This window comes from Streptomyces sp. B21-105 (genome assembly GCF_036898465.1).
In the GTDB taxonomy this organism is placed as follows: Bacteria; Actinomycetota; Actinomycetes; order Streptomycetales; family Streptomycetaceae; genus Streptomyces.
In genome coordinates this window covers 2600356-2620695 of record NZ_JARUMJ010000001.1, presented here as the reverse complement: position 1 = coordinate 2620695, position 20340 = coordinate 2600356, and the positions used below count along the sequence as shown (strand labels likewise).

At 73.5% G+C, this 20340-nt stretch carries 24 protein-coding genes; 18 read left to right on the top strand and 6 right to left on the bottom strand.

Going from position 1 to position 20340, the window contains the following annotated elements; all coding sequences use genetic code 11:
- Window position 1 precedes the first annotated feature (1 nt).
- The 7 genes from QA802_RS11850 to QA802_RS11820 all read left to right on the top strand — a co-directional run bounded on the left by QA802_RS11850 (window position 2) and on the right by QA802_RS11820 (window position 4848).
- Window positions 2–166, top strand: a complete 165-nt coding sequence (locus QA802_RS11850; RefSeq protein WP_319167532.1) for a CG2302 family histidine operon protein — start codon at window positions 2–4, stop codon at window positions 164–166.
- Window positions 157–813, top strand: coding sequence for an imidazole glycerol phosphate synthase subunit HisH (gene hisH / locus QA802_RS11845; RefSeq protein WP_334521018.1), 657 nt, complete (start codon window positions 157–159; stop codon window positions 811–813). Before QA802_RS11850 ends, hisH begins: the two co-directional genes overlap by 10 nt.
- Complete coding sequence (gene priA, locus QA802_RS11840; RefSeq protein WP_334521015.1) at window positions 810–1535, top strand: bifunctional 1-(5-phosphoribosyl)-5-((5-phosphoribosylamino)methylideneamino)imidazole-4-carboxamide isomerase/phosphoribosylanthranilate isomerase PriA; 726 nt, start codon at window positions 810–812, stop codon at window positions 1533–1535. Before hisH ends, priA begins: the two co-directional genes overlap by 4 nt.
- Complete coding sequence (locus tag QA802_RS11835) at window positions 1532–1945, top strand: RidA family protein (protein WP_334521012.1); 414 nt, start codon at window positions 1532–1534, stop codon at window positions 1943–1945. Before priA ends, QA802_RS11835 begins: the two co-directional genes overlap by 4 nt.
- Window positions 1942–2697, top strand: coding sequence for an imidazole glycerol phosphate synthase subunit HisF (hisF, locus tag QA802_RS11830; protein WP_334521009.1), 756 nt, complete (start codon window positions 1942–1944; stop codon window positions 2695–2697). The genes QA802_RS11835 and hisF overlap by 4 nt, the downstream gene beginning before the upstream one ends.
- Before the next feature lie 149 nt (window positions 2698–2846).
- A complete protein-coding gene (locus tag QA802_RS11825; RefSeq protein ID WP_334521007.1) occupies window positions 2847–3473 on the top strand; it encodes an ArsR/SmtB family transcription factor in 627 nt (208 codons plus the stop codon).
- 118 nt (window positions 3474–3591) lie between these two features.
- Window positions 3592–4848: an MFS transporter gene (locus tag QA802_RS11820; protein ID WP_334521004.1), complete on the top strand. Its 1257-nt coding sequence runs from the start codon at window positions 3592–3594 to the stop codon at window positions 4846–4848.
- Between the two features lie 60 nt (window positions 4849–4908).
- Here QA802_RS11820 and QA802_RS11815 read toward each other — a convergent pair whose 3' ends face one another.
- The gene (locus QA802_RS11815; RefSeq protein WP_334521001.1) at window positions 4909–5544 is read right to left on the bottom strand and encodes a TIGR03085 family metal-binding protein; all 636 of its coding nucleotides are present in this window, start codon (window positions 5542–5544) and stop codon (window positions 4909–4911) included.
- A gap of 83 nt (window positions 5545–5627) precedes the next feature.
- Between QA802_RS11815 and hisI the strand changes: the two genes are divergently transcribed.
- The 11 genes from hisI to lgt all read left to right on the top strand — a co-directional run bounded on the left by hisI (window position 5628) and on the right by lgt (window position 14622).
- Entirely contained in the window at window positions 5628–6047 is a 420-nt protein-coding gene (gene hisI, locus QA802_RS11810; protein WP_334520999.1) for a phosphoribosyl-AMP cyclohydrolase, read from the top strand.
- 11 nt (window positions 6048–6058) lie between these two features.
- Window positions 6059–7546 carry an anthranilate synthase component I gene (locus QA802_RS11805; RefSeq protein ID WP_334520997.1) on the top strand — a complete coding sequence of 496 codons (1488 nt, stop codon included), beginning with the start codon at window positions 6059–6061 and terminating at the stop codon, window positions 7544–7546.
- 87 nt (window positions 7547–7633) lie between these two features.
- On the top strand, window positions 7634–8281 hold the full coding sequence (locus QA802_RS11800) for a TIGR02234 family membrane protein (protein ID WP_334520994.1): 648 nt from the start codon (window positions 7634–7636) through the stop codon (window positions 8279–8281).
- 154 nt (window positions 8282–8435) lie between these two features.
- Complete coding sequence (locus QA802_RS11795) at window positions 8436–8702, top strand: HGxxPAAW family protein (protein ID WP_334520991.1); 267 nt, start codon at window positions 8436–8438, stop codon at window positions 8700–8702.
- Window positions 8703–8800: 98 nt separating this feature from the next.
- On the top strand, window positions 8801–9235 hold the full coding sequence (locus tag QA802_RS11790) for a DUF2752 domain-containing protein (RefSeq protein WP_334520988.1): 435 nt from the start codon (window positions 8801–8803) through the stop codon (window positions 9233–9235).
- A 146-nt stretch (window positions 9236–9381) separates the two neighbouring features.
- Entirely contained in the window at window positions 9382–10191 is an 810-nt protein-coding gene (gene trpC, locus QA802_RS11785; protein WP_057580152.1) for an indole-3-glycerol phosphate synthase TrpC, read from the top strand.
- 21 nt (window positions 10192–10212) lie between these two features.
- On the top strand, window positions 10213–10428 hold the full coding sequence (gene trpM / locus QA802_RS11780; RefSeq protein ID WP_319167505.1) for a tryptophan biosynthesis modulator TrpM: 216 nt from the start codon (window positions 10213–10215) through the stop codon (window positions 10426–10428).
- 70 nt (window positions 10429–10498) lie between these two features.
- The gene (gene trpB, locus QA802_RS11775; protein WP_334520984.1) at window positions 10499–11782 is read left to right on the top strand and encodes a tryptophan synthase subunit beta; all 1284 of its coding nucleotides are present in this window, start codon (window positions 10499–10501) and stop codon (window positions 11780–11782) included.
- Window positions 11779–12597: a tryptophan synthase subunit alpha gene (trpA, locus tag QA802_RS11770; RefSeq protein ID WP_319167501.1), complete on the top strand. Its 819-nt coding sequence runs from the start codon at window positions 11779–11781 to the stop codon at window positions 12595–12597. Before trpB ends, trpA begins: the two co-directional genes overlap by 4 nt.
- 77 nt (window positions 12598–12674) lie before the next feature.
- Entirely contained in the window at window positions 12675–13451 is a 777-nt protein-coding gene (locus QA802_RS11765) for a thioredoxin domain-containing protein (RefSeq protein WP_334520979.1), read from the top strand.
- A 94-nt stretch (window positions 13452–13545) separates the two neighbouring features.
- Window positions 13546–14622, top strand: a complete 1077-nt coding sequence (gene lgt, locus QA802_RS11760; RefSeq protein WP_334520975.1) for a prolipoprotein diacylglyceryl transferase — start codon at window positions 13546–13548, stop codon at window positions 14620–14622.
- 135 nt (window positions 14623–14757) lie between these two features.
- On the opposite strand, the gene QA802_RS11755 is transcribed toward lgt, so the two are convergent.
- The 5 genes from QA802_RS11755 to QA802_RS11735 are packed head-to-tail and all read right to left on the bottom strand — an operon-like array spanning window position 14758 to window position 20336.
- Complete coding sequence (locus tag QA802_RS11755; protein WP_334520972.1) at window positions 14758–15588, bottom strand: HpcH/HpaI aldolase/citrate lyase family protein; 831 nt, start codon at window positions 15586–15588, stop codon at window positions 14758–14760.
- The gene (locus QA802_RS11750) at window positions 15585–16820 is read right to left on the bottom strand and encodes a CaiB/BaiF CoA transferase family protein (protein WP_334534551.1); all 1236 of its coding nucleotides are present in this window, start codon (window positions 16818–16820) and stop codon (window positions 15585–15587) included. Before QA802_RS11750 ends, QA802_RS11755 begins: the two co-directional genes overlap by 4 nt.
- Window positions 16821–16831: 11 nt before the next feature.
- The gene (gene rbsK, locus QA802_RS11745; protein WP_334520968.1) at window positions 16832–17725 is read right to left on the bottom strand and encodes a ribokinase; all 894 of its coding nucleotides are present in this window, start codon (window positions 17723–17725) and stop codon (window positions 16832–16834) included.
- Window positions 17722–19101 carry an ADP-ribosylglycohydrolase family protein gene (locus tag QA802_RS11740; protein ID WP_334520965.1) on the bottom strand — a complete coding sequence of 460 codons (1380 nt, stop codon included), beginning with the start codon at window positions 19099–19101 and terminating at the stop codon, window positions 17722–17724. The genes rbsK and QA802_RS11740 overlap by 4 nt, the downstream gene beginning before the upstream one ends.
- Window positions 19089–20336: an ADP-ribosylglycohydrolase family protein gene (locus QA802_RS11735; protein WP_319167487.1), complete on the bottom strand. Its 1248-nt coding sequence runs from the start codon at window positions 20334–20336 to the stop codon at window positions 19089–19091. The genes QA802_RS11740 and QA802_RS11735 overlap by 13 nt, the downstream gene beginning before the upstream one ends.
- Between the last annotated feature and the right edge of the window lie 4 nt (window positions 20337–20340).

Sequence of the window (20340 nt, the reverse complement as noted above, 5' to 3'; positions counted from 1 at the left end):
CATGACCGGACTGTCGACCGTCCTGATCGTCGTCGGCCTCTTTCTGGCCGGCGGCATCTACTCCTTCGTCAAGCAGCAGATGCCCCGGAGTCTGATCGTGCTGCTCTCGATAGGGGCCACGATGTGCCTGGTCGCCGGTGTGATGCGGCTGGAGGTGTGGAATTGAGCCCCACGAACGGCGCGAAGAAGGTCGTGGTCTTCGACTACGGCTTCGGCAACGTCCGCTCCGCCGAGCGCGCCCTCGCGCGCACCGGTGCGGACGTCGAGATCACCCGTGACTTCGACACGGCGATGAACGCCGACGGGCTGCTGGTGCCGGGCGTCGGCGCCTTCGCCGCCTGCATGAAAGGCCTGAAGGAGGCCCGCGGCGACTGGATCATCGGCCGCAGGCTGTCCGGCGGACGGCCGGTGATGGGCATCTGCGTCGGCATGCAGATCCTGTTCGAACGCGGCATCGAGCACGGTGTGGAGACCGAGGGGCTCGACGAGTGGCCCGGCGCGGTCGAGCCGCTGCAGGCCGAGATCGTGCCCCACATGGGCTGGAACACCGTGGACGCCCCGGCCGACTCCCAGCTGTTCGCCGGCCTCGACGCGGACGCCCGCTTCTACTTCGTGCACTCCTACGCCGTCCACGACTGGTCCCTGGAAGTGCTCAACCCGGCGATGCGCGCCCCCAGGGTGACCTGGGCGACGCACGGCGAGCGGTTCGTGGCCGCCGTGGAGAACGGCGCCCTGTGGGCGACGCAGTTCCACCCCGAGAAGTCCGGCGACGCCGGAGCCCAGCTCCTCACCAACTGGATCGGAACACTGTGAGCAAGCTCGAACTCCTCCCCGCCGTCGACGTCCGCGACGGCCAGGCCGTCCGTCTCGTGCACGGCGAGTCCGGGACCGAGACCTCCTACGGCTCCCCGCTCGAGGCGGCTCTCGCCTGGCAGCGGTCGGGCGCCGAGTGGCTGCACCTGGTCGACCTGGACGCCGCGTTCGGCACCGGCGACAACCGCGCGCTGATCGCCGACGTCGCGAAGGCCATGGACATCAAGGTGGAGCTCTCCGGCGGCATCCGTGACGACGACACCCTCGCCGCCGCCCTCGCCACCGGCTGCACGCGCGTGAACCTGGGCACGGCCGCCCTGGAGACGCCCGAGTGGGTCGCCAAGGTCATCTCCGAGCACGGCGACAAGATCGCGGTCGGCCTGGACGTCCGCGGCACGACCCTGCGCGGCCGCGGCTGGACCCGCGACGGCGGCGACCTCTACGAGACGCTGGCCCGCCTCGACCAGGAGGGCTGCGCACGGTACGTGGTCACCGACATCGCCAAGGACGGCACCCTGCAGGGCCCGAACCTCGAGCTGCTGAAGAACGTCTGCGCGGTCACCGACCGGCCCGTCGTCGCCTCGGGCGGCGTGTCGTCCCTGGACGACCTCCGGGCCATCGCCGAGCTGGTCCCGCTCGGCGTCGAGGGCTCGATCGTCGGCAAGGCGCTCTACGCGAAGGCGTTCACCCTCGAAGAGGCTTTGGAAGCGGTGGCCCGGTGAGCGAGGTGCGCCGGGTGGGGTCCGGCGGCCCCTGGGAGGAGGCCTTCGGCTACTCCCGCGCCGTGCAGCTGCCGGGCGGGCTGGTGCTCGTCTCCGGCTGCACCTCCGTGGTGGACGGCGAGATCGCCGCCGGCGGGCCGTACGAGCAGACGGTCAACGCCTTCAACGTCGCCTTCGCCGCGCTGGAGAAGCTGGGGCTCGGCCGCGACGACGTCGTGCGCACCCGCATGTACATCACCCACGCGCGGGACGTCGACGACATCGGTCGCGCCCACAAGGAGCTGTTCGACGCCGTCCGGCCCGCCGCGTCCATGATCATCGTGTCCGGCTTCGTGGACCCGAGCCTGGTCGTCGAGGTCGAGGTCGAGGCGTTCCGCCCCTGCGGCGACGAGGAGGTGTCCGCGCCATGACGCTGGCCGTACGAGTCATCCCCTGCCTGGACGTGGACGCCGGCCGGGTGGTCAAGGGCGTCAACTTCCAGAACCTGCGCGACGCGGGCGACCCCGTCGAGATGGCCAAGGTGTACGACGCCGAGGGCGCCGACGAGCTGACGTTCCTGGACATCACCGCCTCCTCCGGCAACCGCGAGACCACCTACGACGTGGTGCGCCGCACCGCCGAGCAGGTGTTCATCCCGCTGACCGTGGGCGGCGGGGTGCGCACCCCGGACGACGTCGACAAGCTGCTGCGGGCCGGCGCCGACAAGGTGGGCGTCAACACCGCCGCGATCGCCCGCCCGGAGCTGATCAGGGAGATCGCCGAACGGTTCGGGCGGCAGGTGCTGGTCCTGTCCGTCGACGCCCGGCGCACGGAGTCGGGCTCCTTCGAGGTGACGACCCACGGCGGCCGCCGGGGCACCGGCATCGACGCCGTCGAGTGGGCCCACCGGGCGGCCGAGCTGGGCGCGGGCGAGATCCTGCTCAACTCGATGGACGCGGACGGCACGAAGGACGGCTACGACCTGGAGATGATCGCCGCCGTGCGCAAGCACGTGACGGTCCCGGTGATCGCCTCCGGCGGCGCGGGCCGGCTCGGGGACTTCCCGCCGGCCGTCGAGGCGGGCGCGGACGCGGTGCTGGCGGCGTCGGTCTTCCACTTCGGTGACCTGCGGATCGGCGAGGTCAAGCAGACCCTGCGCGAAGCGGGTCACCCGGTGCGGTGACGCTGACGGACGCGCGCTGACACCCGCGGCGTGCGCCGTGCGGTAAGCCCCGGTCGCCTGGCGGCCGGGGCTTACTCGTGCCGAGACGGGAAAGGGAAGTTGCGCAAAATATATTGCGCAACTATTCCTTCCTGTCTACGGTGGCGGACATGACAGACGCGACAGACGCGACAGGCAGGGAACGCAATCGCCGGATCACGGACCTGGGCACGCTCAAGGCGCTCGCCCACCCCCTCCGGATGCAGCTGTACCGCGGGCTGACCGTCGCCCGCGTCGCCACCGCCTCCCATCTCGCCGACCAGGTCGGCGAGGCCGTCTCGCTGGTCAGCTACCACCTGCGCAAGCTCGCCGAGCACGGGCTCATCGAGGAGGCCGAGCCGCAGAGCGCGGACGGCCGCGAGCGCTGGTGGCGGCTCGCCTCCGACGGCGTCAGCATCCGCGACGAGGACTTCCGCGACGCTCCGGAGAAGGCGGCCGCGCACACCGCGGCCAGCCGGCTCTTCGCCGAGGACCGCATGGACATGTACCGGCGCTGGCTCGACGAGCGGACCCAATGGGGCCCCGAGTGGAACCGCAGCGCCGAGTCCTCCGAGACGATCCTGCGTCTCACCGCGGACGAACTCGCGGAGCTCAACGCCGAGATGCTCGCGCTCCTGCGCAGGTACGACGAGCGGGGCAGGGCCGCGGAGGTCGAGGAGAGCGCCGGAGGTGCCCGGGGTGCCGACGGCCGGGAGAACGTCTCGGTGCACACGTACGCGTTCCCGTTCCGTGCCTGAGCCCGTGGCGGAGCCGGTGCCCGACGCCGTGCCCACCGCCGCGTCCGATCGCGTACCTGATTCCGTGCCTGATCACGTGCCTGATTCCGTGTCCGACTCCGTGGGAGAGAGGCCGCCGGTGACCACCGCCACGCACGAGACCGTCCAGCGCACGGCCCCCGAACTCCCCGCCCACCGCGACCGCAACGTGCTGCGCTGGCTCACCGCCTACACCGCCTCCATGGTCGGCGACAGCGTCTACTACATCGCCCTGTCGTGGGCCGCCGTACAGGCCGGCACCCCCGCACAGGCCGGGTTGGTGATGACGGCGAGTGCCGTGCCGCGGGCCCTGCTGATGCTGGGCGGGGGAGTGATCGCCGACCGGCTGGGACCGCGCCGGGTCGTCATCGGCAGCGACGCCGTGCGCTGCGCGGCCGTCCTCGCGGTGGCCGCGCTGCTGTACGCGACGACTCCCGGTCTGTGGCCGCTCGCCCTGCTCGCCCTGGTCTTCGGCGCCGTCGACGCCGTCTTCATGCCGGCCGTGGGCGCGCTCCCCGCGCGCGTGACGAGCCGCGGGCAGCTCGCGCGCGTCCAGGGCATGCGCGGCCTCGGCATCCGGTTCGCGAGCGTCGTCGGCGGACCGCTCGGCGGTCTCGGGGTGGCGGTCGGCGGCGCGGCCACCGCGTTCGCACTGGCGGGGCTGCTGATAGCGGTCTCGGTGCCGCTGCTGTGCTCCGTGCGCATCCGTGAGCTGCCCGCCGACGACAAGGCGGCCGCCGCCGGCGGCACCGCCTGGGGCGACCTGCTGGCCGGCCTGCGGTACGTGCGCCGCCACCGCGTCCTCGCCCCGCTGCTGCTGGCCGTCGCCCTCGGCGACCTGGGCTTCGTCGGGCCTCTCAACGTGGGCCTGACCCTGCTCGCCGACGAACGCGGCTGGGGCGCCGCCGGCATGGGCTGGGTGCTCTCCGGGTTCGGCGTCGGCGCGGGCGCCGCCTCGCTGCTGCTGACCCTGCGGGGACGGCTCCCGCACGCCGGCCGGCTGGCCGGCTGGTCGATCCTGGCGGGCTCCGTGGCCATCGGCGCCCTCGCCTTCGCGCCCACCCTGGTCACCGCCGTCGGCACCGCCCTGCTGATCGGGCTGCTCGCCGGGCTCAGCGGCGCCGTGTGCGGAGCCCTGCTGCAGACCCAGACCGCTCCGGCCTACCTGGGCCGCGTCACCGCCGTCTCCAGCCTCGTCAGCGTCGGCCTCACCCCGCTCAGCATGCCGGTGTCGGCCGCGGCCGTCGGGGCCTGGGGGACCGGGCCCGTGTTCGTCGCCAGCGCCGCGGTCTGCGGGCTCGGCGGGGTCGTGGCCCTGAGCGTGCGAAACCTGCGCCGCGCCGAACTGCCGCGCTGACCCCGCCCCTCGGGGCCGGGGGGCCGCCTGCGCCCGGCCGCCCCTGTCCGCCCGCGCGGGTCAGATGCCGAGCTGCTTGCCGCCGTGCAGCCGGTCGATCGCTTCCTTCTCGCCGTCCAGCTCCACCACGGCGGCGCTCTGCCGGCCGTACAGGAACAGCAGCAGCTCCGACGGCTCACCCGTCGCCGTCACGACCGGCGTGCCCCGGTTGGCGACCGCCGTACGGCCGTCCGGACGACGCAGGACCAGGCCCGTCGGGGCGCCGCGGCCCATCAGGCGCGCGGTGCGCTCCAGACGCGACCACAGAGCGTCCTGGAAGACCGGGTCGAGCTCGCGCGAGGACCATTCGGGCGTGGCCCGGCGGACGTCCTCCGTGTGCACATAGAACTCGATGGTGTTCGACGCCTCGTCGAGCTGCTTGAGCCGGAACGGGGAGAAACGCGGCGGACCCGTACGGATCAGCTGGATCAGCTCCTCGTACGGCTTGGCGGCGAACTCCTCCATCACCCGGTCCAGACGCGACGCGAGCTGCTTGATCAGAATGCCCCCGGCGGCGTCCGGACGGCGTTCGCGCACCACCACGTGCGCGGCCAGATCACGGGTCTGCCAGCCCTCGCAGAGCGTGGGCGCCTCAGGGCCCGCGGTCTCCAAGAGGTCGGCGAGCAACAGCCGTTCACGCATCGCGAAAGTGGACATGCGGCCAGCCTACGACCCCGCGCACGGTCCGCCCAGTGGACACCGGGCCGTCACTGTCAGTGGTGCGCGGCACAATGGCAGGCATGACCAGCACGCCCACGCCCAGCAGCCTGGACCCCGACATCGCCGCGCGTCTCAAGCGCAGCCCCGACGGGCTCGTCCCCGCCATCGCCCAGCAGTACGACACCGGTGAGGTGCTCATGCTCGGCTGGATGGACGACGAGGCGCTGCACCGCACGCTCACCACCGGCCGCTGCACCTACTGGTCGCGCAGCCGCCGCGAGTACTGGGTCAAGGGCGACACCTCCGGTCACGTCCAGCGGGTCAGGTCCGTCGCCCTCGACTGCGACGCCGACACCGTGCTCGTCCAGGTCGACCAGACCGGCGCCGCCTGCCACACCGGCGCGCGCACCTGCTTCGAGGCCGACGTGCTCCTGAAGGACGCCGACCCCCTGAAGGACGCCGCGGCCGCCGATTCCGGCGCACCGGCCTCGGATCAGTAAGGTCAGCCGCCATGGACCTCGAGACGTTCCGCAAGCTGGCCACCGACCGTCGGGTCATCCCGGTCACCCGCAAGCTCCTCGCCGACGGCGACACCCCGGTCGCGCTCTACCGCAAGCTCGCCGCCGAGCGCACCGGCACCTTCCTGCTGGAGTCCGCGGAGAACGGCCGCTCCTGGTCCCGGTACTCCTTCGTCGGCGTCCGCAGCGCCGCCACGCTCACCGCACGCGACGGCCAGGCCCACTGGCTCGGCGTCCCGCCCGTCGGCGTCCCCGCCGATGGCGACCCGCTGGCCGCGCTGCGCGCCACCGTCGAGACCCTGCACACCCCCCACCAGGAGGGCATGCCGCCCTTCACCGGCGGCATGGTCGGCTACCTCGGCTACGACATCGTGCGCCGCCTGGAGAAGATCGGCCCCGGCGAACGCGACGACCTGAAGCTGCCCGAGCTGACGATGATGCTCACCAGCGACCTCGCCGTCATGGACCACTGGGAGGGCTCCGTCCTGCTGATCGCCAACGCGATCAACCACAACGACCTCGACACCGGCGTCGACGAGGCCTACGCCGACGCGACGGCCCGGCTGGACGCCATGGAGGCCGACCTCTCCCGCGCGGTCGCCCAGCCCCCGGCCGTCCTGCCGCCCTCCGAACTGCCCGAGTACACCGCCCGGTGGGGCGGCCCCGACTTCCGGGAGGCCGTCGAGGACGTCAAGGAGCGCATCCGCGCCGGCGAGGCCTTCCAGGTCGTCCCCTCCCAGCGCTTCGAGACGGAGTGCACCGCCGGCGCGCTGGACGTCTACCGGGTCCTGCGGGCCACCAACCCCTCCCCGTACATGTACCTGTTCCGCTTCGACGGCTTCGACGTCGTCGGCTCCTCCCCGGAGGCCCTGGTCAAGGTCGAGGACGGACGGGCCATGGTCCACCCCATCGCCGGTACCCGCCACCGGGGCGCCACCCCGCAGGAGGACCAGGCCCTCGCCGACGAGCTGCTCGCCGACCCCAAGGAGCGCGCCGAGCACCTCATGCTCGTCGACCTGGGCCGCAACGACCTGGGGCGGGTCTGCGAGCCGGGCTCGGTCGAGGTCGTCGACTTCATGTCCGTCGAGCGGTACTCGCACGTGATGCACATCGTCTCCACCGTCACCGGCCAGGTCGCCGCCGGCCGCACCGCCTTCGACGTCCTCACCGCCTGCTTCCCCGCCGGCACCCTCTCCGGCGCCCCCAAGCCGCGCGCCATGCAGATCATCGACGAACTGGAGCCGTCCCGACGCGGCCTGTACGGCGGCTGCGTGGGCTACCTCGACTTCGCGGGGGACTCCGACACCGCCATCGCCATCCGCACCGCCCTCCTGCGCGACGGCACCGCCTACGTCCAGGCCGGCGCGGGCATCGTCGCCGACTCCGACCCGGTCGCCGAGGACCAGGAGTGCCGCAACAAGGCGGCGGCCGTCCTGCGTGCCGTCCACACCGCCAACCGACTGGGCGGCCCGAGCGCCTGAGAAGGCCGGCGACCCGAGACGCCCGCCGCCCGATAGGACGCGTCTCACTGAACCCCGGGTGCCGGATCGCCCGGGGTTCAGGCGATAGTGGAGTACGTGACTGCTGCTCCTGACCCCCGTTCCGAAACCGATTCCGCCCGGTCGGGCCGCCGGAGCCTCGCCCTCGCCCTGCTGTGCGGCGCGCTGGGCGCGGCCGTGGCCCTGCTGTCCACCCGGCAGCGCTGGTCGGAGGGCACGGCCACGGTGGCCGGCGGCGCCTTCCCGCTGACCGCCAGGGGCAGCGACGTGACGGGTGTGCCCGCGGCGCTCGCCATAGTGGGCCTGGCCGCGCTCGTCGCCGTCTTCGCCGTCCGCCGGACCGGCCGCCTCGCCGTCTCCGCGCTGCTCGCGCTGTCCGGCGCCGGGATCATGGCCACCGCCCTGATCGGCGCGAGCGACGGCTCCGCGCTCGACGAGCAGGCCGCCAAGGCCTCCGGCGACACCTCGGCCACCGTCGCCTCGTTCGCCCACACCGCCTGGCCCTACGCGGCGGCCGCGGGCGGCGCCCTGATCCTGCTCGCCGGACTGCTCGCCCTGCGCTACGGCCGCCGGTGGCCCGCCATGTCGGGCCGCTACGAACGCGACGGCACGCCCCGCCCCCGGCGCGCCGCCAGGCCCGCCGACCCCGACCGGCCCGAGGAGATGTGGAAGGCCCTGGACCGGGGCGAGGACCCGACCGGCACCGGCCCCGCCTGACAGGCCCTGACCAGGTCGCCGTCCCGAGCCCCCGATGTGGCGCATCAGACGCGACCGGATCCCACCCCCGCGTCCGCCACCCGTACGCGTACGGGACAATGGACGACGAGCGTCCGGCTCGGACGGACACAGAGACAGCAATGAGGAGCAAGTCATGGCGGGCAGCAGCCACGGACACACCCCGGCCGCCTGGACCGGTGTCACCATCGCCATCATCGGGTTCACCGTCGCGGGCGCGTTCATGGTGATGGCCGAGCCGCTCGGCTTCTGGGCCGGCATGGCGATCGTGGCTCTCTCCCCAGTGGTGGGCCTCGCCATGCGGGCAGCGGGCCTGGGCCAGCCGAAGGCCGCGGCCCAGCCGGTGCACCAGGCCACGGCCACGGCCACCGCCACCCGCGAGCCGGCGGGCGCCGAGGGCTGAGCGTCCCACGCGACTTCCTTCGTGAGGGCGGCCGGTTGTCCACCGGCCGCCCTCACGCGTGCGCGACCGCCCCGCGCGCGCGGCCGCGGCGGGGCACAATGCGAATCGTGAACGCCGACAGCCGCAGCGTGACGACCACCGCCCTCGGACGCCTCGCCGTGCCCGTGGGCATCCTCGCGGCCGTCGCCGGGGCCTTCGCCTACGTCGGAGCCGTCGACCCCAACGAACCCGGCCACTATCCGGCCTGCCCCCTGCTGCGCTACACGGGCCTGTACTGCCCCGGCTGCGGAGGCCTGCGCAGCGCGCACGCCGTCGTGCACGGCGACCTGCAGACCGCCCTGCACGACAACGCGCCGGCCGTCCTCGCCTTTCTCGGCTTCGCCGTCGTGTGGACCGTCTGGGTGGTCCGCGCGGCGCGCGGCCGGCCCGTGCGCGCCGACCCCACCTCCGGACAGCTGTGGACGATCGGCGCGTTGCTGCTGGTCTTCACGGTTGTCCGGAACCTGCCGTTCGGCGGCTGGCTACACCCTTGATCAACGGGGCGATGTCCAGGTAGTGGGACCGCCGTCAACCGGATGCGAGGCCATCGCCCCGCTCCGGATACCATCGAGTGACCATCTGTTTCTCCCTCGGTCGCGGAAAGCACCGACCGTCTCTCAGCCGGAAGGGGGCCGCTCGCGTGAGTGTGCTCGACGAGATCATCGACGGAGTCCGTGCCGACCTCGCGGAGCGGCAGGCGCGCGTCAGCCTCGACGAGCTCAAGGAGCTGGCGGCCAAGGCCCCCGCCGCCAAGGACGGCGTCGCGGCGCTCCGCGGCGACGGCGTCAAGGTGATCTGCGAGGTCAAGCGCTCCAGCCCGTCCAAGGGCGCGCTGGCCGCGATCGCCGACCCCGCCGGCCTCGCCGCCGACTACGAGGCGGGCGGCGCGGCGGTCATCTCCGTCCTCACCGAACAGCGCCGGTTCGGCGGCTCGCTCGCCGACCTCGAGGCGGTCCGCGCGCGCGTGGACATCCCCGTCCTGCGCAAGGACTTCATCGTCACCTCGTACCAGCTGTGGGAGGCCCGCGCATACGGCGCCGACCTCGCGCTGCTCATCGTGGCCGCCCTCGAGCAGTCCGCCCTGGAGTCGCTGATCGAGCGCGCCGTGTCCATCGGCCTCACCCCGCTCGTCGAGGTCCACGACGAGGACGAGGTCGAACGCGCCGTCGACGCCGGCGCCAAGGTGATCGGCGTCAACGCGCGCAACCTGAAGACCCTCGAGGTCGACCGGGGCACCTTCGAGCGGGTGGCCCCCGAGATCCCGGCGAGCATCGTCAAGATCGCCGAGTCCGGGGTGCGGGGCCCGCACGACCTCATCGCGTACGCCAACGCCGGCGCCGACGCGGTCCTCGTCGGCGAGTCCCTGGTGACCGGCCGCGACCCCAAGACCGCGGTGGCCGACCTGGTGGCGGCGGGCGAGCACCCCGCACTGCGCCATGGCCGGGGCTGACCACCCGCTAGGCTTGCCCCGATGACCTCGACGACCCCCGCGACCGCCACGGACCGGTACGCCCGCCTCGCGCGCGGCTGCCGGCCCCGCGGTTGCCGCGCGCCCGCCCGCCGGGTGCACGGCCGGCGCGTGCGGTACGTCATCGGCGACGAGCCGGGCCAGGTGAACGGCATGCGATGGCAGCGGCGCCCCCCAGGGGCGCGGGGAACAGCGCGACAAGCCACCGACGGCCGCTAGCCGTCCGACGACCCCGCCCCCACGGCGTTTCGTGTCCGCACACCAAACCGTCTCACCGTGAGGTTTCCGCATGCCCAGCGAGTTCTTCATTCCCGACCCCGACGGCCAGGTCCCCAGCGCCGAGGGCTACTTCGGCGCGTTCGGCGGCAAGTTCATCCCGGAGGCCCTGGTCGCCGCCGTGGACGAGGTGGCCGTCGAGTACGACAAGGCCAAGCACGACCCCGAGTTCGCGCGCGAGCTCGACGACCTGCTCGTGCACTACACCGGCCGCCCCAGCTCCCTCACCGAGGTGCCGAGGTTCGCCGAACACGCCGGCGGCGCCCGGGTGTTCCTCAAGCGCGAGGACCTCAACCACACCGGCTCCCACAAGATCAACAACGTGCTCGGCCAGGCCCTGCTCACCAAGCGCATGGGCAAGACCCGCGTGATCGCCGAGACCGGCGCGGGCCAGCACGGCGTCGCCACGGCCACCGCCTGTGCCCTCTTCGGTCTCGAGTGCACCATCTACATGGGTGAGATCGACACCCGGCGGCAGGCCCTCAACGTGGCCCGGATGCGCATGCTGGGCGCCGAGGTCGTCGCCGTGAAGTCCGGCAGTCGCACCCTGAAGGACGCCATCAACGAGGCGTTCCGCGACTGGGTCGCCAACGTCGACCGCACGCACTACCTGTTCGGGACGGTCGCGGGACCCCACCCCTTCCCGGCCATGGTCCGCGACTTCCACCGGGTCATCGGCGTCGAGGCCCGCCGCCAGATCCTGGAGCGCGCCGGACGCCTGCCCGACGCGGCCGTCGCCTGCGTCGGCGGCGGCTCCAACGCCATCGGCCTCTTCCACGCCTTCATCCCGGACGCCGGCGTGCGCCTGATCGGCTGCGAGCCGGCCGGACACGGCATCGAGACCGGCGAGCACGCGGCCACCCTCACCGCGGGCGAGCCCGGCATCCTGCACGGATCGCGCTCCTACGTCCTCCAGGACGACGAGGGCCAGATCACCGAGCCGTACTCCATCTCGGCCGGCCTCGACTACCCCGGCATCGGTCCCGAGCACTCCTACCTCAAGGACACCGGCCGCGGCGAGTACCGCGCGGTCACCGACGACGCCGCCATGCAGGCGCTGCGCCTGCTGTCGCGCACCGAGGGCATCATCCCGGCCATCGAGAGCGCCCACGCGCTGGCCGGCGCCCTGGAGGTCGGCCGGGAACTCGGCCCGGACGGCCTGCTCGTCGTGAACCTGTCGGGTCGCGGCGACAAGGACATGGACACGGCCGCCCGCTACTTCGGGCTGTACGACACCGACGCCGAGGTCGCCGCCGACGCGGCCGACACCGCGGAGATCGAGGGGGACGCCAAGTGAGCGGGAACATCCAACTGCTGTCGGACACCCTCGCCGCCGCGAAGGCCGAGGACCGCGCCGCGCTCATCGCCTACCTCCCGGCCGGGTTCCCGACCGTGGACGGCGGCATCGAGGCGATCAAGGCCGTCCTCGACGGCGGCGCCGACGTGGTCGAGGTCGGACTGCCGCACAGCGACCCGGTCCTCGACGGCCCGGTCATCCAGACCGCCGACGACATCGCCCTGCGCGGCGGGGTGCGCATCGCGGACGTCATGCGCACGGTCCGCGAGGCGTTCGAGGCCACCGGCAAGCCGATCCTCGTCATGACGTACTGGAACCCCATCGACCGCTACGGCGTCGAGCGGTTCACCGCCGAACTGGCCGAGGCGGGCGGAGCGGGCTGCATCCTGCCCGACCTGCCGGTGCAGGAGTCGGCCCTGTGGCGGGAGCACGCCGACAAGCACGGCCTCGCGACCGTCTTCGTCGTCGCGCCGAGCAGCCGGGCCGCCCGGCTCGCGCAGATCACCGAGGCGGGCAGCGGCTTCGTCTACGCCGCCTCGCTGATGGGTGTCACCGGAACCCGTGAGTCGGTCGGCGCGCAGGCCCACGACCTCGTGGACCGGACCCGGGCCACCGGCTCCGGCCTGCCGGTCTGCGTCGGCCTCGGCGTCTCGGACGCCCGGCAGGCCGCCGAGGTGGCCGGCTTCGCCGACGGCGTGATCGTCGGCTCGGCCTTCGTCAAGCGGATGCTGGACGCGCCGGACGACGCGGCCGGCGTCGAGGCGGTCCGCGCGCTCGCGGGCGAACTGGCTAAGGGCGTGCGCGGCCAGGCGTGACGGGAACATGGGTCACCCGAACGGGTGGACCTGGGGTCGGGGAGGCGCAATGCGCCTCCCCGGTTCGTTCTGGGGGTGTGAGCGAGAAGAATCGTGACGGAAAGCGCACTGCCCGGGAGCGGCTGGCGGCGGAGCGCGAGAAGCAGAAGACGGCCGAGCGGCGGCGGCGCACACTGATCGTCGGCGCAAGCGTCGTCTGCGTGCTGGGGCTGGCCGCCGTGATCGGCGTCGTCGCCGCGAACTCCGGCAAGGACGACAGCAGCGACAAGGCGGGCCCGGTCGTGGCGCCCTCGGGCGCCCAGGGCGAGGACGCCCTCGCGATCCCCGTCGGAAAGGACGGCGCCAAGTCCACGCTCACGGTGTGGGAGGACTTCCGCTGCCCGGCCTGCAAGGCGTTCGAGACGGCGTACCGGCCCGCGATCCACAAGCTGACGGAGGGCGGGAAGCTGAAGGTCGAGTACCACCTGGCCACCCTCATCGACGGCAACATGGGCGGCAGCGGATCCCGCAGCGCGGCCAACGCGGCGGCCTGCGCCCAGGACGCCGGCAAGTTCCCCGCCTACCACGACGTGCTGTTCGAGAACCAGCCGGAGGAGACGAGCGACGAGTACGCCGAGAACAGCCGGCTGATCGAACTCGCCGGCAAGGTCGACGGGCTCGACACGCCCGCGTTCCGCTCCTGCGTGGAGCAGGGCACGCACAACAGCTGGGTCGTCAAGTCCAACCAGGCCTTCCAGAACGGCCGCTTCGGCGGCACCCCCACCGTGCTGTTCAACGGCAAGAACATCTACCAGGACCGGTCGATGACGCCGGAGAAGCTGAAGAAGATGGTGGAGGAGGCCAACAAGGGGTGACACCGGGCGTCGCCCATTCGCAGCAGCCCGTTATGGAGCCGTAGCCGGGCTGCCCGCCGTCGGCCCTGCGTGGCAGGGTAGCGTCGACCCTGCCATGGAACTTGCCTACATTCCCAGCCCGTCGCACGGGGTGCTGTACCTCGGCCCCGTTCCGCTGCGCGGCTACGCGTTCTGCATCATCATCGGCGTCTTCGTCGCGGTCTGGCTCGGCAACAGGCGCTGGGTCGCCCGGGGCGGGCTGGCCGGCACGGTGGCCGACATCTCCGTCTGGGCGGTGCCCTTCGGGCTCGTCGGCGGTCGTCTCTACCACGTGATCACGGACTACGAGCTGTACTTCAGCGAGGGCCGCGACTGGGTGGACGCCTTCAAGGTCTGGGAGGGCGGCCTCGGCATCTGGGGCGCGATCGCGCTCGGCGCGGTGGGCGCGTGGATCGGCTGCCGCCGCCGGGGCATCCCGCTGCCGGCGTACGCCGACGCGATCGCCCCCGGCATCGCCCTGGCACAGGCGATCGGCCGCTGGGGCAACTGGTTCAACCAGGAGCTGTACGGCAAGGAGACCGACCTCCCCTGGGCGCTGCACATCACGTCCTCGGCGGACGGCCGGGTGCCCGGCTACTACCACCCGACGTTCCTCTACGAGTCGCTGTGGTGCATCGGCGTCGCCCTGCTCGTGATCTGGGCCGACCGCCGCTTCAAGCTGGGCCACGGCCGGGCGTTCGCCCTGTACGTCGCCGGGTACTGCGCGGGCCGCGTGTGGATCGAGAACATGCGCGTCGACGACGCCCACCACATCCTGGGCCTGCGGCTCAACGTCTGGACCGCGATCATCGTCTTCCTTCTCGCGGTGGCGTACATCGCCATCTCGGCGAAGAAGCGGCCGGGCCGGGAAGCGGTCGCCGAACCGGCCGCACAGACCTCCGGTGACGCGGCCGGGGGCGCTTCGGCGGACGGCGAGGAGAAGTCCGGGGCCGAGTCGTCCTCGTCCGAGGGGGCGGCGGGTTCCGCGGAGGCGAAGGCCGCCGCCGGCGACGGGGCCGGGGCGAAGAAGGCGGAGGACGCGTCCGGGGCCGACGGCGAGGCCGCAGCCAAGGACGGGACCGCGGCCGACGTGGACGACAAGGCCGAGGCCGGGGTCAAGGACGAGGCGGAGTCGGCGGGCAAGAAGAGCTGACGTCCGTCGGTACGACGACGTGCGAGACGCGACGCGCACGATGACGCGCATGACGACGAGGGCGCCCGGGTTCACCGGGCGCCCTCGTCGTGCGACCGGCGGCGAGGGCGCGGGCGAGCGGCCTCGCCGGCCGGGTCAGTCCCGGTCGGCCAGGGCCAGCGTGCGCTGTGCGGCCGCCACCACCGCCGCGTCGACGAACCGTCCGTCCGGGAGGGCCTGGGCGCCCCGTTCGGTGATGGCAGCCTTGACGATCGTCTCGGCGTCCTCCAGCTCCTGCCGGGTCGGCAGGTAGGCCTGTTCGATGATCGGGAGCTGCCGGGGGTGGATGGCGGCGCGTCCCAGGAAGCCGAGGGTGCGGCCGTGGGCGCAGCTGGTGGCCAGGCCGTCCAGATCGCGGATGTCGGGGTGGACCGACTGGGGCGGGGGCGCCAGTCCGGCGGCCCGGGCGGCGACGACGACACGGGAGCGCGACCAGTCGAGGCCCGCGTCGTGGCGGACGCCCAGATCGGCGCGCAGGTCCGCCTCGCCGAGGGCGATGCCGCGCAGGGAGGGGTGGGCGCGGGCGATGGCGTAGGCGTGTTCGACGCCGAGGGCGGTCTCCAGCAGGGCGTGCAGGGGCGTGACGCCGCGGTCGCTCCTGGGCACGCTCTCGGCGACCCGGGTGATCTGGTGCGGGGCCGTCACCTTCGGCAGGCGCAGTCCGCAGACGCCGGGGAGGGCGGCCACCGTGCGCAGGTCCGCCGCGGCGTAGGGGGTGTCCAGGGAGTTCACCCGGACGTGGACCGGTACCGGCTGGGGTTCCGAAAGGCGTTCGGCGGTGGCGGCGCGGGCGTACTCCTTGCGGTCCGGGGCGACCGCGTCCTCCAGGTCGACGATGACGACGTCGGCGCCGCAGGCGAGGGCCTTGGTGACGGTCTGCGGACGGTCACCGGGAACGTAGAGCCAGGTCAGTGGGGGTTTCTTCACAGGGCGCCCGCCTCGCGCAGCGTGCTCAGCTCGTCCGCTGTCAGGCCCAGTTCGGTCAGGACGGCGTCCGTGTCGGCGCCGTGCGGGCGGCCGGCCCAGCGGATCGCGCCGGGGGTCGCGGAGAGCCGGAAGAGGACGTTCTGCATACGGATCCGGCCGAGCTCCGGGTCGTCCACCGCGGTGACGGTGTCCAGGGCCTGGTACTGGGGGTCGGACAGCACGTCCCGGACGTCCTGGACCGGGGCGATCGCCGCCTCCGCCTTCTCGAAGGCCGCGAGGACGTCGGTGCGGGTGTGCCGGGCGATCCAGGAGCCGACCGCCTCGTCGAGGACGTCGGTGTGGGCGGCCCGCTCGGCGCCGGTGGCGAACCACGGCTCGTCGATCAGCTCCGGGCGGCCGACCAGGCGCATCACGCGCTCGGCGATCGACTGGGCCGAGGTGGAGACGGCGACCCAGGTGCCGTCCGCCGTGCGGTAGGTGTTGCGCGGGGCGTTGTTGGCGGACCGGTTGCCGGTGCGGGCCTGGACGTACCCCAGCTGGTCGTACCAGAGGGGCTGGGGGCCGAGAACGGTGAGGATGGGCTCGATGATCGCCATGTCGACGACCTGGCCCTCGCCGGTGCGGTCGCGGGCGGTGAGGGCCGTCATGACGGCGTACGCGGTGGCCAGGCCGGCGATCGAGTCGGCCAGGCCGAAGGGCGGCAGGGTGGGCGGGGCGTCGGGTTCGCCGGTGATCGCCGCGAAGCCGCTCATCGCCTCCGCGAGGGTGCCGAAGCCGGGGCGGTGCGCGTAGGGGCCGAACTGGCCGAAGGCGGTGACCCGGGCGAGGACCAGCCGGGGGTTGGCCGCCGACAGTTCCGCCCAGCCGAGGTCCCACTTCTCCAGGGTGCCGGGGCGGAAGTTCTCGATGATCACGTCGGCCGTTGCGGCGAGCCGCAGCAGGGTGTCGCGGCCGCCGGGCGTGGACAGGTTCAGGGTGACGTTGCGCTTGTTGCGGCCGAGGAGCTTCCACCACAGGCCCACGCCGTCCTTGGACGGGCCGTGTCCCCGGGAGGGGTCGGGCCGGTCGGGGTGCTCGACCTTGACGACGTCCGCGCCGAAGTCGCCGAGCAGGGTGGCGGCGAGGGGCCCCGCGAACAGGGTGGCCAGGTCCAGGACCCGGACGCCGTGCAGGGGAGCGGTCCGAGCGGTCTGCCCGGCCCCAGGGGATGCGGCGATGACGCGTTCGGTCATGAGGGGTTCGGTCATGAGGCGTACCGCTTGTCGATCTCGGAGCGGTACGGCATCGACGCGGAGGCGCCGGGGCGCTGGACGGAGAGCGCGGCCGCGGCCGCCGCCCAGGCCAGCGCCTCCCGTACGGGCCGTGCCTCGCCCAGGGCGACCGCGAGGGCGCCGACGAAGGTGTCGCCGGCGCCGGTGGAGTCCACGGCGGTGACGCGCGGGGCGGGCACGGTGAGGGGTGCGGCGTCCCGGGCCGCGTAGAGGCTGCCGGCCGCGCCGAGGGTGATGACCACCTCGGGGACGCTGTCCAGCAGCACGGTGGCCGCCTCGTGCGGGTCGGTGCGGCCGGTGAGCGCGGTCGCCTCGTGCTCGTTGGGCACCAACAGATCGATGGTGTCGAGGAGTTCGGGCGGCAGTGGCCGGGCGGGGGCGGGGGTGAGGATCGTGCGCACGCCGTGCGCCCGGGCCGCCAGCGCGCCCGCGACGACCGCGGCCAGGGGCACTTCGAGTTGCAGCAGCAGCGCGTCCGCGGAGGCGATGAGACCTTCGTCGCCGGGGGCGAGATGGTCGACGGTGCCGTTGGCGCCGGGTACCACGACGATCGCGTTGCCGCCGTCGTCGTCCACCACGATGTGCGCGGTGCCGGAGGGGGCCTCGACGGTGCGCAGGTGGTCGGTGTTGACGCCCGCGTGCTCGAGTGTGGAGCGCAGTCGGGCGCCGAACGAGTCGTTGCCGACTGCCCCGATGATGGAGACGGCGCCGCCGGCGTGGGCGGCGGCGGTCGCCTGGTTGGCGCCCTTGCCGCCGGGGATCGTGCGGAACTCCCGTCCGGTCACGGTCTCCCCGCGCTGCGGGGGTTTCTCGACGTAGGCGACGAGGTCCATGTTCGTGCTGCCGAGCACGACGATGTCGGTCATGGGCGCGATGCCTCCCGAGGGACGAGGGACCGGGTGAGGTGGGCGAGGGCGTCGAAGCCGACGCCGTCGAAGTCGGCGACGGAGGTGGCCAGCCGGTTCTTGAGGGGGGCCGTCCAGCGGTCGGGGAGGGCTGCCGGGCTGCCGGTGAGCAGGGCGGCGACGCCGCCCGCGGTCGCGCCGTCCGAGTCGGTGTCCCAACCCCCCGATACGGCACGGCAGATGGAGCCGGCGAAGTCGCCGTCCGCGTGGGTGAGGGCGGCGGCGATCAGGGCCGTGTTGGGGACGGCGTGCACCCAGTGGGCGCTTCGGTGGGCGATGTGGAGCTCGTCGACGACGGTGTCGAAGTCGGCGTGTTCCCCGGCGAGCCGGATGGCGTGGGTGACGGCGACGGTGAGCCGGGAGCGGGGCGGGACGACGGACAGGCCGGTGCGCAGGCAGGCGTGCACGTCGAGGTCGCCGGTCGTGGCCGCGGCGACGACGGCCGCCGTGAACATCGCCGCGTAGACGCCGTTGCCGGTGTGGGTGAGGACGGCGTCGCGGTGCGCCTGCTCGGCCGCGGCGGCCGGGTCGCCGGGGTTGGTCCAGCCGTGCACGTCGGCGCGGATCAGGGCGCCGATCCACTCCCGGAAGGGGTTGCGGTGGCGGGCGGTGTGCGGGGGCTCGATGCCGCAGAGGAGGTTGCGGTAGGCGACGCGTTCGGCGGTGAAGGTGCGGCCCGCGGGGAGTTCGTCGAGCCAGAGCCGGGCCACGTCGGCGGTGGTGAAGCCCCTGGCGTGGCGCTGCAGCAGCAGGAGGTTGAGGAGGGGGTAGTTGAGGTCGTCGTCCTCGGGCATGCCGTCGATGTTCTCGGCCAGGGAGGTGGGTGCCGAGCGGCGGTTCCAGGGGTGCTCGTCGAGGAGCGTGCGGGGGACTCCCCGGGCGGTGAAATAGCCGGTCAGGGGCCAGTTGCCGGCGGCCCGGGCGAGCCGGCGGACGGCGTCCAGGGGGAGCTTCTCCACCGGTTTGCCCAGCAGACAGCCGGCGGCCCGGCCCAGCCAGGCCGCCTCCAGGCGGGCCTGCGCGGGCGCCGGTGGCCTCGCGCCCGCCGGCCGGGCCGGCCATCGGGGGCACAGCGCCTTGATCTTCTCGAGTTCGGTCGGCTCGTCCTCGGCCAGTCTGCTGGGCAGGTCCGCCAGTTCGTCCAGCAGGTCGTCCGCGAGGAGCCGCAGATAGCCCGAGGCCCGTTGCCCGGACGCGCCGGCCCGGGGCGGCGCCTCGCAGCCCCCGGCCGCTCTCCAGCGGGCGGCGACCGCCCACGGCTCCCGGCCGTCCTCGGCCGCCTGGCGCAGCTCGTGGCCGAGCAGGTCCTCCGGCTGGACCCAGGTCAGTCGGAGCATCCGGAGCCTCCGGGGGAGCCTGCGAGGGCACTTTCGAAGGTGCCTTCGGGGATGCCTGTGAGGGCGCCTGCGAGGCCGCCTGAGAGGGTGCGGAACGCCCGCTCGCGGGTGCGGCGGCGTTCGACGTCGCGGTGGAAGACCTCGCGGGCGACCTCGGCGAGCGTCGCCGCCGGCTGCCACAGGTCGAGGCGGCTGGCCTCGGCGACCTGCTTCGACCAGTCCTCGGGGACCGGCGAGCCGAGGGCGCCGGCCACCGCGCCCGCCATCGTGGCGATCGAGTCGCAGTCGCGGCCGTAGTTCACGGAGCCGAGGACCGCCCGGCGGTAGTCGCCGCCGGCCGCCAGCACCATGCCCAGGGCGACCGGGAGTTCCTCGATCGCGTGCAGCCGGGAGGGGCGGCGGGCGCCGAGCGAGGGCTGCCGGTAGTCGGGTCCCACCGTGTCGTAGGGCGCCACCGCCGCCCTGAGCGGGGCGAGCGCGGACTCGGCGTCGCCGTGCCGGGCGGCCTCCTCGCAGACCTTCTCGATCGCCGTGCGCGTGCCGTCCTTCGCCAGCGCCAGACAGGCCGTCACCACCGACTCCGCGGTCGCGCCCGGCGTGCACGCGGCCGCCACCGCCGCCGCGAAGACGCCCGCCGCCTCCCGGCCGTAGGACGACTGGTGGGCGCCCGCGACGTCCAGCGCCTCCGCGTACGCCGCCGCCGGGTCGGCCGCGTTGACCAGGCCCACCGGGGCCATGTACATCGCCGCGCCGCAGTTGACGATGTTGCCCACACCGGCCTCCCGCGGGTCCACGTGGCCGTAGTGGAGCCGGGCGACCAGCCATTTCTCCGCCAGGAAGATCCGGTGCAGGGGGAGCGCCTCGGCCTCCAGTTCCGGGATCCAGCGGGGCGTCGTCATCAGGTCCGGGACGAGGTGGCCGGCGACCGCGTAGGCGTCCAGGTGGTCGCGGACCGTGGCGTAGACCCTGATCAGCGCATGGGTCATCAGGGTGTCGTCGGTGACGTGACCGTCGCCCTTGTGGTACGGCGCGATGGGGCGGGCGGTGCGCCAGTCGTCGCCGTTCCAGGGCCCGACGATGCCGTGCACGGGGCCGCCGTGGCGTTCGAGGATCTGCTCCGGGGTGTAGCCCTCGACGGGGCCGCCGAGGGCGTCCCCCACGGCCGCGCCCACCAGTGCGGCGGTGATCCGCTCCTCCAGGGCTGCCCCGCTGCTTTCAACTGCTTTGGGCGTCATGCAT